General features: G+C 63.0%; 10 protein-coding genes and 1 pseudogene. 1 reads left to right on the top strand and 10 read right to left on the bottom strand.

What is annotated here, in order from left to right; genetic code table 11:
• Window positions 1-188: 188 nt before the first annotated feature.
• Genes A3AS_RS0111210 through A3AS_RS44950 form a run of 3 tightly spaced genes read right to left on the bottom strand, consistent with a single transcriptional unit; the run spans window position 189 to window position 1,792 of the window.
• Entirely contained in the window at window positions 189-1,070 is an 882-nt protein-coding gene (locus tag A3AS_RS0111210) for a replication initiator protein A (RefSeq protein ID WP_026201893.1), read from the bottom strand.
• Window positions 1,071-1,092: 22 nt separating this feature from the next.
• The gene (locus A3AS_RS0111205; RefSeq protein WP_007594540.1) at window positions 1,093-1,374 is read right to left on the bottom strand and encodes an AlpA family transcriptional regulator; all 282 of its coding nucleotides are present in this window, start codon (window positions 1,372-1,374) and stop codon (window positions 1,093-1,095) included.
• A 58-nt stretch (window positions 1,375-1,432) separates the two neighbouring features.
• On the bottom strand, window positions 1,433-1,792 hold the full coding sequence (locus A3AS_RS44950) for a DUF2285 domain-containing protein (RefSeq protein WP_256375082.1): 360 nt from the start codon (window positions 1,790-1,792) through the stop codon (window positions 1,433-1,435).
• 169 nt (window positions 1,793-1,961) lie between these two features.
• Here A3AS_RS44950 and A3AS_RS0111195 point away from each other — a divergent pair, with 169 nt between their 5' ends.
• Window positions 1,962-2,213, top strand: coding sequence for a helix-turn-helix domain-containing protein (locus tag A3AS_RS0111195; RefSeq protein ID WP_018317678.1), 252 nt, complete (start codon window positions 1,962-1,964; stop codon window positions 2,211-2,213).
• A 199-nt stretch (window positions 2,214-2,412) separates the two neighbouring features.
• On the opposite strand, the gene A3AS_RS0111190 is transcribed toward A3AS_RS0111195, so the two are convergent.
• From A3AS_RS0111190 to A3AS_RS0111160, 7 genes and pseudogenes are all read right to left on the bottom strand, one after another.
• Window positions 2,413-2,733 carry a DUF736 domain-containing protein gene (locus A3AS_RS0111190; protein ID WP_018317677.1) on the bottom strand — a complete coding sequence of 107 codons (321 nt, stop codon included), beginning with the start codon at window positions 2,731-2,733 and terminating at the stop codon, window positions 2,413-2,415.
• Window positions 2,734-3,339: 606 nt separating this feature from the next.
• A complete protein-coding gene (locus tag A3AS_RS0111185; protein WP_245283184.1) occupies window positions 3,340-3,879 on the bottom strand; it encodes a hypothetical protein in 540 nt (179 codons plus the stop codon).
• A gap of 36 nt (window positions 3,880-3,915) precedes the next feature.
• On the bottom strand, window positions 3,916-4,839 hold the full coding sequence (locus A3AS_RS0111180; protein WP_018317676.1) for a DUF2493 domain-containing protein: 924 nt from the start codon (window positions 4,837-4,839) through the stop codon (window positions 3,916-3,918).
• 350 nt (window positions 4,840-5,189) lie between these two features.
• On the bottom strand, window positions 5,190-6,239 hold the full coding sequence (locus A3AS_RS0111175) for a toprim domain-containing protein (protein ID WP_018317675.1): 1,050 nt from the start codon (window positions 6,237-6,239) through the stop codon (window positions 5,190-5,192).
• On the bottom strand, window positions 6,239-10,561 hold the full coding sequence (locus A3AS_RS0111170; RefSeq protein ID WP_018317674.1) for a strawberry notch-like NTP hydrolase domain-containing protein: 4,323 nt from the start codon (window positions 10,559-10,561) through the stop codon (window positions 6,239-6,241). Before A3AS_RS0111170 ends, A3AS_RS0111175 begins: the two co-directional genes overlap by 1 nt.
• A gap of 170 nt (window positions 10,562-10,731) precedes the next feature.
• Window positions 10,732-11,778: pseudogene (locus A3AS_RS0111165) on the bottom strand (ParB/RepB/Spo0J family partition protein); the annotation flags it as partial.
• A 124-nt stretch (window positions 11,779-11,902) separates the two neighbouring features.
• Window positions 11,903-12,865 (bottom strand): ArdC family protein, encoded by a 963-nt coding sequence (locus A3AS_RS0111160; protein WP_018317673.1) that lies wholly within the window; start codon window positions 12,863-12,865, stop codon window positions 11,903-11,905.
• Window positions 12,866-13,173 lie beyond the last annotated feature (308 nt).

Raw genomic sequence — 13,173 nt, 5'->3', positions numbered from 1 at the left:
CCAGTCGCCTCGAATGCGGCTTGTGGTCTCGTCCGTTAGAAGAAATCCGAAGGATTTCTGGTTAGTAAAGTTAGAGCGGCCGGAAAGCGCGGAGAAACAAGCTCTTAGGCTTGATTCTGGTCCCCGATAGCACGAGGATCGGGTCCCCGATAGCACGAGGGTTGCGGTCCCCGATAGCACGAGTTGATTCACAGGTTGTCCTCCGAATTTGGGATGAAACCGCGCCGGCGCAGGCGTGCCGTTAAGGGATCGACAGGCCTAGGCGCGAAGTTGAGCCGCTCGGCACCGTTCCGGTCGCGTGTGAGCACGAGCTGATAGCCGGGCAATGTCTGACGTTGGACGATTTGACGTACGTCGTAAGCAAAGTGCTTAAGCGGCGAGAGGATGCCGGACTTGGCATGGAGATGCACAAGATCAAAACTCCAGCCGCCGTCCTGCCGACCGCCGTGCTTGCGCACAAGGCGATAAAGCCAGCGCTCAAGCCCGCCCGTCAGCTCGAAATAGGCGCGGTCGATCGTCAGCACGAGCGCGTCATCGATGACGCCCGCATAGAACCAATCAGGGAGGATCAATTCGAGCCCGAATGGGCGGCCATTTTCATCGGCCGTTTCCTTCCACTCGTTGATCCAGGAGAACCGATGCCGCCGCCGTTCTGTTGGCTGGCGGATCGACGTCAGCACGGTCGTTGACTGCAGTCTGTCGAGACCCGCCTTCAGCCGGTCATAGTCACGCGCGCTGGTGCCACGGCCGACGAACGTCAAAATCTCGTAAGGCGTAGCAGCCATCAGGCGCGACGTCTTCAGGCCGGCGTCACGGGCTTCGACGATCTGGGAAGCGGCCCAGATCAGAACGTCTGCATCCCAGATGGTCGCCATGCCGTGTTTGGGCACAGCCTCGACCCGAATTGCGATCGCACCGGCACGGAAATCGATCGGCACGATCCGTTTGGTCTTTGCCAGCGAGAAGAACGGATAAGCCATCAGATCCTGCGCGTCGCGGGGCGCGAGATCGCCGGGCAGCGCCCGAAAGAGCTCAAGCTGATCCAGCTCGGAATGGTGTTTGCGCCGCATGGTCACTGCCTTCACGCGGCGATCAGCGGCGTTCCTGGCCCGCATACGGGCGCAGCACCGGGTGCTTCTTGGCCGGCAGCACGGTCCCCTTCCCCGGGTCCGACGTCGACGTCTTGGCGCCGAGGTCGGCCCACGCTTTCAGGTCATCTACGGCGTAGACGACACGTCCGCCAATCTTTCGATACGTCGGTCCGGTGCCGTATGTGCGGTGCTTCTCTAGCGTGCGACCGGAGAGGCCAAGATAGCGCGCAGCCTCCGGGGTACGCAGGAAGCGCGGGGGTAGACCGGCCATCGGATCGGGCATTTGAGAACTCCAGGAGGACAGCGCACCACGCATGGCGGCGCCGGCGTGTGTGCGGTCATCATGGAGAAGCAAGTTCTCGGAGGGGGATGCCGAATTTGGAGGGGGTGGTTTTCGATACCCCTGAGCGGAAGGACCATTCGTCCCTGAGTCCAGGCCGCAGAAATTTGCGGTAACCACCGCGCATCAACGCGAGGCCGCTTTGCACCAGGCGGATCGCTCGATTACGCAGATCATGGGTCTTCCAGGCGCGATCGGGGACGCGCTTCTTGCCGAACAGCGCTTCAGCGATAACGCGATAGCTAGCGCCCGCGCTGTGCGCGTCGAGCGCACGGATCGCAGCACTCAAGCGCTCGCGCCGCTGTTTTGATAGTTGATGAAAGGCAGGACGTGGCGAGCGTCCATTGATCGAGCGCCACAGGTGCCGGGCTGCCTAGGCCCGCACTTCTAAATCGCCGTCAAACGGCAGTTCGGCCGCATATGACGCGTCGAGTACCGGCGCGTCTTTGGACCAAATGCGGTGGTCCTCAGGTCGAAATACATACTATAGGAGATAAACCTCATAGTATGTAAAGACGCAATTTGCGCCGATGGACATGCGCAAGTTGCTTGGTCGGAATTTCGCAAGACTACGGAAGCAGAAGCGCTTCACGCAGGAGAAATTCGCCGAAGTGTCCGGATTTACCCAACAGTATATCAGTGACTTAGAGCGTGGCCGTCGCAATCCAACTGTCGTCACTCTATTTGAGCTCGCCAGCACGTTGGGCGTTAGTCATGTCGATCTAGTCCTCCCAGATGAAGAGGCACGAGACGAACGGCCAAAACCTGGCAAGCGGCGGTGATTGAGCTGCAAATCGCACGCTATGCCCCTCCGGGCCGGCCCCTGGGGCGTTTGCGACGCGGACGAATGCAGTGTTGCGGCTGAAAACGCGGCAAGCGAGCTAGGTAAGAGCTGCACGGCTCGATGCGCGATGCACGGACTGAGGGCGGGCTTTAGGAAGCCCCGCCCGATCTGTTCGGGCGGGGCTTGATTGAGCGAGCTTACTCGCCGTTCTTGCGCGGCCGCGACCACAAGAGCGTGTAGCCTTCGCCGCCTTCGTCGTCGAAGAGGTTCGCGTAGATCGGCGCGTTGAACGAGGGGTCATCGAGCTTGAGCGAGAGGTAGTCGCGCCCCTCTTCGGAACGCTTCGACCACGCTGCGCCGATCTCGGCCCGGCCCACGTAGATGCGGTGGCTGGGCGCGTTCTCGTTCGAGCGGTTGGTTTCGGCGACGATGCGGACGCCCTTAGCTTGCAGGCTCAGGGTGACGATCTCGCCCTGGAAATCGTTGCCGACCTTCTTGAAAGAACCGATGTTAGCCATGTCACTTCTCCTGTTGTGTTTCGAGCCCGCGACCACCGCGGCCTCGATGGCGATGGACAGGCCGAGGACGATCGGCGACGCACCCGCTCGCGGGCCGAAGCGCAGCGGAGGACGCCGTTGTTGCGACTTTCTTGCCTCGCGAGGAATGGGCGTAAGCCCAGGGGAAGAAAGTCGCATCAACGGCGTTGCGGCTCAGACGATCGAGGCGAAGCCGGTCTTCGGCCAGATCAAGCCATCAAAGAGGCCACGTGCGTCCGCGTGCTGAACCGCGATCTCGGGAGAAGACTTGCCGAATCTCGGTTGAACTGCACAAGAGGTTGAAACGTTTCGGAGGAGAAATAGAAACAATCTGCCGCAAAAGGCGGTATCGTCCCCGATAGAACGATCGAGGGGCTGCGCGCCGCACCACCGCATCTACGTGGGCCGGACTCAATTGGACCGACTTGGTCGAAGCGCACCGAAGAGGGGCGCGACTACCTCTCGCTCTAATCACGCTGACCCCGCGTTCAACGCGCCGATCTACGTGAACCTGTTTGAAGGTGAGGAAGGCGAGGAAGGATCATCCCTCGTGCGTGGCGACCGTGAGAACGGATTGAGACGATTGCTTCACCAGCCCGGCCGGCTGAACAGGCGCGTCTCGGCAAAAACGGTCAAGCGCGTCAACGCCGTGCCGCCAATGCAAACCGCGCCCAGGCAAGCGAAGGCCTCACGCCAAACCAGCGACGGCACCCCGATCTGCGATAGCGCGAACACCACATGATAGCCGGCGACGGCGGCGGGAACAGCGAATGATGTCGCGATCGCGATGCGCAAGGCCGGGGACCGTGTAACAGCAACGGCAACCTGGCCGAGGACGAGCGTCAGCGCACCGCCGGCCGTTGCGATAAGCAGCGCGCCAATGAGGCCGGCGCCGCTCTGAAACGCCGTCATCCCGATACTCAGTGCGACGAAAAATGGCAGGGCATACACAGCGAGCGAGAAGATCGCCCAGCAGAACAGGCCAATGCCAAGTGTGTTGAGAACAAGCCCAAGGGGGAGCATGGTGGTGGCTCCATGTGCATAGATGTACCAGTCGCGCCTTCCACCACCACCGCGGCGCAGGCCTGGATATGAGACTGGAAGGAGGCGGAGTTGCGGCGTAGGCAATTCCGCCTCGAAGGCGTGGGATCGAGAAGACGGTGCTCACGCGCCGCGGAACCTCCAGACGGGGATGCCGAGCCGCTTCGCCTTGTCGGCGAGGTTGTCCTGGATGCCGGTGCCCGGGAAGTGCATGACGCCGATCGGCAGGAGTTCGAGCATGGCATCGTTGCGCTTGAACGGTGCTGCCTTGGCATGTTTCGTCCAGTCGGGCTTGAAAGCGATCTGCGGCACCTTGCGGGTGACCGCCCATTTGGAGGCGATCAGTTCGGCACCTTTCGGTGAGCCGCCATGGAGCAGCACCATGCCGAGATGCTTGGCGTGAATCTTGTCAAGACGATCCCAGATGAGGTGGTGGTCGTTGAAGTCGAGCCCTCCGGTGAGCGCGATCTTCGGCCCTGACGGCAGCATGACCTCCGTCTCGGCTCGGCGCTTGGCCGCGACGAAGTCGCGGGAGTCGATCATCGCTGCGGTCAGCGTGCGGTGGTTCACCAGCGATCCCGATCGGGGGCGCCAGAATGAGCCGGTGTGTGTCTCAAACCGCTCGATGGCCTGGTCACGGAAGAGTTCCAGGCAATTGCGGCGCTCGATCAACGTGATGCCTTCGGCCGTGACACGCTCGAGTTCGACCGATTGCACTTCGGAGCCATTCTGTTCGCGTTGGCTTTTCTGCTGCGTCCGTTCGTTATCGTCCAGTTGGCGTTGAATGCGATCGACGGCTCGATGAAACAGGTTGACGGTCGACCAAAGCAGATCGTCAAGGTCCGGCTCGAGGCGTGTGTCGCTCAACGTCGCGACCAGGGCGTCGAAGATATCGGCAACGGCCCCGGCGACGATTTTGCCTTCAGGGAGCGGTCGTGGATCGGGCTGGTCGTCGAATGGGCGGTAGCCGAAGAGCTGCAGTTCGGTGAGGACGTTGTCAGTTGGAGAAGAGGTGTGCGGTGGTTCGATGTCGTCGTGATCGGTCATGGCGGAGAGTCCTTTGCCGGATCGGCCGCGCCCATCGCGGCCTTCGTGGCGATCACTCAGACGGCGGGCGGAGCGGGCCAGAACCCGGAGCGGCGCGGAGGGCCGAAGCGGCAGCGGAGGATGGCGGAGGCCGGCTATTTTGCTTCGCGATGCAAAGCGCGCCGCCCAGATAGATAACGTGTCTTCCGATTGCCGGCGCGCGGCGGAAAATAGCCGGTCGCAGCCATTGCCGGCCCGAGCCGCTTGCCGTCCGATCGCCCTCTAGAAGGCCGTGGTCGCGTCCTCTTCCGGCATTGGTCTCGCGATAGCCGACCGATGAACGTCGATCGAACACCGGAGCTATTCCGCAGCTACGTCCACGAATGCAGGAAGCGAACGACGTCTTCTGGTACGAGTTGAAGTCGCAACGCTGCTCGGAGGGGCTCAAGCCCGAAGATGTGCAGATCTTCGTTGAAGTCACCGGACCGAGGCGACAATGCAATCGCTTCAACGCCGGCGTCTGCCGCGCGCTGGGTGAGAATGGCCTGTACGGCATCGCCAGCGGCGTCGGCATCGCGGGCGATATAGAGACGACGCAGGCTCGATGGCAGCAACATTGCAGAGAGGTGATTGGCCGAGAGCGCAGCGGTCATGGGCAAGGTCGGCAGCACGTAGCGCAGCGACAGCATGGTCTCGATCCCCTCGCCGGCCGCAAGCACGTCGTCCACCACACCGAAGCGAACGGCGTTGCCGAGCAGGTCGCCCATGGCCCGCCGTGGCGTGTCGATCGGAGCCTTTCCAAGCCGTATGCGATCAAAACCGTCTGGATCGAGCCAGGTGCGGTGCACACCAGTCATCCTTCCCTCGAGGTCCGTGACGGAGGCAATCATCGCCGGCCAGGTTTCGGTCGGTAGATGCTCGTCCGGCCGATAGTAGCAACGAGGATGGAAGCGGAGGCTGCCACCATGGTGGACGTTGGCTATTCCGCGACGCTGCAAGTACGTCTCGGCTACCGTCCCTTCAATCGGGCTGGACATCGCAAAGAGCCGACGTGCCGCCTCTTGTGATCCGGCCGGCGCTGACGAACGAACAGCTTTCGGAGCCGATTGCTGCTCGGGACGAGGTAGTTTCAGAAAGCGCCTCGCCTCTTCGGCCACCTCGCGGAAATCATGCAAGCCCCGGCTTTCGCGGATGATGTCGAGGAGATCGCCATGTTCCCCGGTTGCGGCATCGGTCCACTTGCCGGCGGGGCCCTTCGCCGATTCCTGGAGGCGCACGAAGAGCGAGCGGCCCGGCGTGTTGTGGACGTCGCCGACCAGCCAGTACCGCCCCGCCCGCTTGCCATTGGAGAGATAGTGTCGGCACACCGCCTCGGCCTCGCGGGCGAGCCGGTCTGCCAGTTCGGAGGCATCGCGGGACATCACGCGGCCTCCCGATCACCAATGCGCACAATCGGATAGCTGTCGAGCACCTTCGACAGGATCTCGATGCCGCTTGTGTCCGTCGGCACGAACATGCGCAGCTTCCAGGAGATGATCTCCCCAAAGAGGCCGTAAGCCCGGAGGCGATCGCGCATCGTATCGTTGAAGCCGGACAATTCGATGCGGTATGCGCCCATGACCCGGACGCGGCGAAGCTGGAGCTCCTCCGCGAGATCGAGGACAGTTCGTCCCTCCATCAGCGCGGCAAAGGCAGCGTCCGGGGTCAGTGCGGGTGCGCCCGCCGCAAGGACGCTTGCGACCCAGATCGCAGAGACCTTGCGGCCGATGATGCGTTCGCCCGCATCGGTCTGAAGCCGATAGACGCGGGTCGATTCGTTCGGCAGCTGCTTCCAGATGGGTAACAGCAAGCCTGCCACAACGTGGATCGTGCTTTCGGTGAACGCTGGGATCTCAGCAAGCTCCGCCAGCCAGGCCGCAGCGAAGCGCTCACGGTCCGCTTCGAGCCAATGGCTTTCCGTCATCATGCTTAGGGGGACCCTGTGCTGCTCCATCGGCCGGATCAGGCTGACGCGCCGCTCAATTTCGCCGTCATCGAGCATGACGCTCGCCGCCGCGACCTGCACCGCAGCTCGCCCCGAGCGTTCATTGATCAACGGGACAGCCTGACGATCGGAAAGATGAGCAAAAGCGTCATCCAGACTCACCGGATGATTGCGCTGACGTTGGGTGATCGTGAGCAGCCGGGTCTCGGCGCCCGTGCCCGAATGGACATAGATCGTCCGCCGGTCGGTGACGACAAAGCTTTCGGCGCGTAGCGTTTCCAGCCCGACGTCGTAGATGCCGGACGCGACCGCGCCCTCGATCCGAGCACTCAACAGCTGCTCGAAGGCAGTGAACAGGACATTCTGAAGGTCGATGGTAAGGGCCAGCAACCTGTTCAGGAAGGTCGTGATCGGCGGCAGGTCATCCCTGAGCCCATTGGTATCCATCAGCTTCAGGCCGGTCGCATCCTCAAACCTCTCAAGCGTGCATCCCTCGACCTTGCCTCGCGCGAGCAGCGTGTAGAGCTGACGCAACGCATCACGTCCGTACTGGCTCTCGAGGTTGTCCTCGGGCCGGAACAGGCCCTGCCCTCCGGTCTGGCGCTGGCCGCGCGTAATGGCCCCCAAGGTGTCGAGCCGGCGGGCAATGGTGCTGAGAAAGCGCTTTTCGGCCTTCACGTCGGTCGCAATCGGGCGAAATAGCGGTGGCTGCGCCTGGTTGATTCGGTTGGTGCGGCCGAGGCCCTGGATCGCGGCGTCGGCCTTCCAGCCGGGCTCGAGTAGGTAATGGACCCGCAACCGGCGATTCCGGGCCGACAGTTCCGCGTGGTAGCTCCTTCCCGTACCGCCCGCGTCGGAGAACACGAGGATGCGCTTGACGTCATCCATGAAGGCCGAGGTCTCCGCGAGGTTCGCCGAGCCGGCTCGGTTTTCGACCACCAGCCGGTCGCCCTTGCGAACGATGCGGCGCGAGCGGCCGGTCACCTCGGCGACCATGTCGGTGCCAAAGCGCTGCACGACCTGATCCAGCGCGCCAGGTACCGGCGGCAATGAGGCGAGCTTCTCAATCAAACGGTCGCGGCGCGCGACGGCTTCGCGGCTCTCGACCGGCTGGCCGTCGCGATAGACAGGTCGGGAGCAGAGGTTGCCTTCCGAGTCGCTAAAGGGCTCGTAGAGCTGCACCGGGAAGGAATGGGCGAGATAGTCGAGGACATACTCGCGCGGGGTGATGTCGACCTGGACGTCGCCCCATTCTTCAGTCGGGATCTCGGCGAGCCGGCGCGCCATCAGTGCTTCTCCCGTCGACACGATCTGGATGACCGCGGCGTGTCCAGCCTCAAGATCTTTCTCGATCGATCGGATCAGCGACGGCGTCTTCATCGATGTCAGGAGATGCCCAAAGAAGCGCTGCTTGGCGCTCTCGAAGGCGGAGCGGGCGGCGGATTTGGCCTGCCCGTTCAGCGTCCCAGTTTCGCCGGTAATGTTGGCCGCTCGCATCGCGGCGTCGAGATTGTTATGGATGATACCGAACGCCTTGGCATAGGCATCGTAGATACGGACCTGCTCCGGCGTCAGCTTGTGCTCGACGAGATCGTACTCGACGCCCTCATAAGAGAGCGAGCGAGCCGCATAGAGACCGAGCGCCTTGAGGTCGCGTGCCAGCACCTCCATGGCCGCGACGCCGCCCTCCTCGATCGCTTCGACGAACTCGGCACGCGTGGCAAACGGGAAGTCGGCGCCGCCCCAAAGGCCGAGGCGTTGGGCATAAGCGAGGTTATGAACCGTGGTGGCGCCCGTCGCCGACACATAAACCACGCGTGCATTCGGCAAGGCGTGCTGAAGCCTCAGGCCCGCGCGCCCCTGCTGAGAGGCCGCCTGGTCGCCGCGCTCGCCCTTGCCCCCGACCGCATTCTGCATGGCGTGGCTCTCGTCGAAGACGATCACTCCGTCGAAGTCGGAGCCCAACCATTCGACGATCTGCCTGACACGCGAAAGCTTTTCGCCCCACTCATCGTTCCGTAGCGCGGCGTAGGTGGTAAATAGGATGCCATCCGAAAGCCGGATCGGGGTGCCCTGGCGAAACCGCGACAGCGGCGTAACGAGCAATCGCTCCATGCCGAGTGCGGACCAGTCGCGCTGCGCGTCCTCGATGAGTTTGTCGGACTTGCTGATCCAGACCGCGCGGTGGCGGCCCTTGAGCCAGTTGTCGAGCAGGATCCCTGCGACCTGCCGCCCCTTGCCAGCGCCGGTGCCATCGCCCAAGAACCAGCCTCGGCGAAAGCGGACGGCATTCTCTGCATCGTCGTGAGCTGCAGCCACGACGTCAAAGGTCGCGTCGCTCGTCCAGAAGCCAGCGAGAAACTCAGAATGCGCTTCGCCGGCATAGGTGATGCTCTCGAGCTGCGCGTCCGACAGAATTCCATCTGCCACCAAGCTCGAAGGCAGGTGCGGCCGGTAGGACGGCTTCGGCGGCGCAACGGAGGCCATCGCCGCCGACTGCACGAGTTTGGTCGGGTGTGCGCACGATCCGGGAATACGGATCGATTGCAGTCCGTATTCCTCATAAAGCGCGTCGGTAAGCCGAGCACCTTCCGGCGGCGACCATTCGACCGCCTCGTACGCAAGTTCGACGCCTTCTGGTGCAGCGGCTATTGAAGAAGACGATGAGCGCGGTGCGACGGCGCTGGTCGGTCGCGACATCGCTGGCCGTTCGATAGCAGCGACCTCCGATGGCGTGGCGACGGGCAACCTCGGACGCACATGCTTGGTCACCCAACCAAGCAAGGTAGCGACATCGGCCGCCATTCCTGGCGAGGCAAGAAAAGCCGTCGGATCGGCAGCAGGCAGCTTGTCGATCACAAGCAGCCTTGTGTCCGTCTGAGTCCCGTGCTTGGCGTAAACGGCGCCGTCGATCGCCGCAGAAAACACCACCCGCCCGCGTTCCTGCAGCCGCACAAAGGCGACTCGCCATGCTGGGTTATCCGGCGCGAAGCTGGCGCCAGTGATGGCGACGAGGCGTCCACCGTCGCAAAGACGCGCGAGCGCTGAAGTGATGTGACGAAGAGCCGCATCCGCCATCCGTCGATCGACATTCGCCACCGCGGAGAACGGCGGGTTCATCAGAACGACGCTCGGCGCGACACTCACGTCGAGGTGGTCATCGATCTGAGCAGCATCGAACCGCGTGACGTTAACGCCCGCGAATAGATGCTCGAGCAACCCCGCCCGGGTCTCGGCCAACTCGTTCAAGATCAAGGCGCCCCCGGCGAGCTCTGCAAAGAAGGCGAGCAAGCCGGTCCCCGCGGAAGGCTCCAGAACGCGATCGACCGATGTAATGCCGGCTGCAGAGCATGCGACCAGTCCCAGCGGAATGGGCGTCGAGAATTGCTGAAGCGCCTGGCTGTCCTCGGAACGCCGCGTGTGGGTCGGCAGGCAGTTCGCGACTTTCGCTAGCATCGGCAGCATGGCAGCCGTCGAGCCAGCCCTGGCCCGTATGGCCGGTCCGAACTTGCGAAGAAACAGAACGGTTGCCGCCTCGCAGACGTCATAGGCGGTCTTCCAGTTCCAGGCGCCGGCCGCGTCGGAGGCGCCGAAGGCAGCCTCCATGGCGCTACGCAGAACAGCGGCATCGATGCGCCGGCCGAGTTCGAGCTCGGTCAGGAGCTGTCGCGCGGCCCTGACAGCGGCGGAGGTGAAAGTTGCAGTGGCGCGCAACGAAAGCGGCGCGGCGGCAGCGCCGCCGGCGAGAGATTCGGTCATGGCAGGGTTCTTTCGGAGAGCAGGAAGGGGTCGAACCGCCAGGCGCTCTCCTTTGACCCCGACGGCTCAAACCCGTCCCGGCCCGGCTCTCCCTCTCAAGCCTCGCTCAGAAGAATGGGGACCGGCGCTGTGCATCGGTCCCCGCGCTACCGCGGGACGGCTGTGCCATCCCGCTCCATGATGTCACTCAGTGCCGACTCGATTTCGCCGAGACGCTGATCGACCTCGTCGGGCAATTCATGGCAATCCTGGCAATCGGACTCAAGTTTAGCCTGCTCGGCGGTGAGAGCATCGATGGTGGCCTGCTCCTCAGGCGAGAGATCGACGGGTTTGCCTTCGATTTCTCTTAGGCCCTGAGTGTGACCGTAGGAGAATTCTACGGCGACGGAGATCCACTTCCAGCCTTCGGCCGCAATCGCCTCAGCTTCGGCTTTGAGCTTTTTGGTTACGAGGCGGTCGAGCAACACGACGTCCTGCAGCCAGCCGCCGTCGTCGTGCTCGAATAAATCCCGCAGAACACCGCCACCCGCGTGCTGATAGGTATCGAGGCCCACAAACTGCGCCCGGCGATCGGACCCGCGCACGGTGTTCTCGGTGAGCAGCCGGCGGATCTGGTAAGGTTCGTCATAACCAGAACGGCTGACGTTCTCCCAGACTTGCTCCTGGCGGGCGTGATCGGCTGTGACCGAGAACGCCATGAGCTGCTCGAGCGTCATGCCTTCTTTGGCATAGACCTCATGCAGCTTCGGCGACACCGACGCCAGCCGCAGCCGCTGCTTGACGATCGCAGGGTTCACGAAGTGCCGGGCGGCAATGTCTTCTTCGCTCATGCCGAGGTCGCGGAGGATCTGAAAGGCCCGAAACTGATCAAGCGGATGCAGGCCGACCCGCTCATCGTTCTCCGCCACCGAATCGTCCTCGGCGATGCCCCCTTCGCGAACGACGCATGGCACCGCTTGCGTCTTCGCCATGCGCTTCTGTTTCACCAGGAGCTCGAGAGCGCGATAGTGCCTGCCGCCCGCGGGCACCTCGAACATGCCGGTCTCGTTGCCATCTGTATCAACGACGGCCCGGACACTCAGACTTTGCAGAAGCGTACGCTGCGCGATGCTCTCGGCTAGCTGCTCGATCGAGACACCGGCCTTGACGCGGCGAACGTTCGACTGGCTGAGTACGAGCTTGTTGAAGGGAATGTCTCGGGAAGGCGACAGCGTGATCTTTTAAACGGCTTTCGTCATCTTGGCTCTCCACGACGGGCGGCCGAAAGACTCTCTCTCGGCTACCAACCCGTCGCAAACGGCCTCCCCTCCTCTCACTCTCGCGCGGCCACGAGGCCAAGCATCACGCCGCCTCATGATCGGCCACAACCGAATCCAGCGACGCGGGCTCAATGGGCCCGGGAACGAAGCCGAGCAAATAGTCCGCGGCCTTGCTCGCCTGCGAAGCGGCACGCACGATGGCCCGATTGTCTTCGCGCAGGACTTCAAGCCAGGAGCCGATATAGTCGGCATGGCGCACGGTCGGGACGATCCCGAGCGATGCGCAGCTGAATGCGGAACTCAACTCGGCAACCAGTTCTTCGAAGGCATATTTCTTGGTACCGTAGGATCCGCTCTGGTCGCGATTGAGACGCGAGGGGTGCCCGGTCGCATGACCGAGTTCATGCAAGGCCGTACGGTGCCAGTTGATGGGTTCGAAATAGGCCTGCGGCGGCGGGACCTGAACATAGTCTTCGGCTGTTGCGTAGAATGCGCGATCTCCACCGATCCGAAATGGAATTCCGCTGGCCTTGATCAGGGCGTCGACCCTGGGTTCGATGAGGCCAGCCGGCGGGGGCGGCGCAGCGGCGGCGATGCCATCGGGCAGTTCCTCACACTGATCGATGTTGAAAACGGTAAATCGTTTGAGGAATGGAATTGCCTGCGCGTCCTCGCCGGTCTCAGCGGCGCGTTGCTTTTCGTCATTCGGCACGAAACGATCCGCGTAGACAACGCTGGTGCCGCGCTCTCCCTTGCGAACGTGACTACCAAGCGAGAGCGCCTGGCGGAAGGTGAGCCAACTTTGACCGGTAAATCCGCGTTCGATCACGGCTCCCCAGAGGATGAGGATGTTCACACCACTGTATTGCCTGTTGGTCGACGCGTTTTTCGGCATGGCCAGCGGAGCTTTCGCCGCGGCCGTACCCCAAGGCTGAACCCAGGGGACACGTCCGGCCTCAAGCTCGGCAATGATCCTGTCGGTGATTTCGTTATAGAGGTTCGCCCGGTCCTGGCCGGCGCGCGCGTAAGCAGTAGGGTTTGACATCGCGGGTCTCCGCGACGGGCGCCACGAGCCTCTCTCACAGCTTGTAACCCGTCACGGAAAAACCCAGCCCGCACTCTTACTCTCTGCCTCTAGCGCAATCTTCCCGAGGCCGCAGGGCCCCGACCAGGCGTGCGCCAAGGGCGCATCGCCTCAACGGAAAATGGCACCCGGAGAGCGTGAGCATAGCGACCCGAAGGGGCACGCGGGTCCGAGTGCAGCGACGAGACCGGTTCAATAGCGGCACCCGGGAACGGGGCAGTGATAGCGATCGCCGCAGGCGAGCCCCTTTCCCGAGTGCCCCCGGCGAG

Source organism: Bradyrhizobium sp. WSM2793 (assembly GCF_000379585.1).
Classification (GTDB): Bacteria; Pseudomonadota; Alphaproteobacteria; order Rhizobiales; family Xanthobacteraceae; genus Bradyrhizobium.
This window is presented reverse-complemented; position numbering and strand designations above follow the sequence as displayed.

Bases quoted from the DNA above. Each gene is read 5' to 3' on its own strand.
- A3AS_RS0111195 (WP_018317678.1), top strand. From the start codon at position 1,962: ATGGACATGCGCAAGTTGCTTGGTCGGAATTTCGCAAGACTACGGAAG.
- A3AS_RS0111170 (WP_018317674.1), bottom strand. From the start codon at position 10,561: ATGACCGAATCTCTCGCCGGCGGCGCTGCCGCCGCGCCGCTTTCGTTG.
- A3AS_RS0111210 (WP_026201893.1), bottom strand. From the start codon at position 1,070: ATGCGGCGCAAACACCATTCCGAGCTGGATCAGCTTGAGCTCTTTCGG.
- A3AS_RS0111205 (WP_007594540.1), bottom strand. From the start codon at position 1,374: ATGCCCGATCCGATGGCCGGTCTACCCCCGCGCTTCCTGCGTACCCCG.
- A3AS_RS0111190 (WP_018317677.1), bottom strand. From the start codon at position 2,733: ATGGCTAACATCGGTTCTTTCAAGAAGGTCGGCAACGATTTCCAGGGC.
- A3AS_RS0111180 (WP_018317676.1), bottom strand. From the start codon at position 4,839: ATGACCGATCACGACGACATCGAACCACCGCACACCTCTTCTCCAACT.
- A3AS_RS0111160 (WP_018317673.1), bottom strand. From the start codon at position 12,865: ATGTCAAACCCTACTGCTTACGCGCGCGCCGGCCAGGACCGGGCGAAC.
- A3AS_RS0111175 (WP_018317675.1), bottom strand. From the start codon at position 6,239: ATGTCCCGCGATGCCTCCGAACTGGCAGACCGGCTCGCCCGCGAGGCC.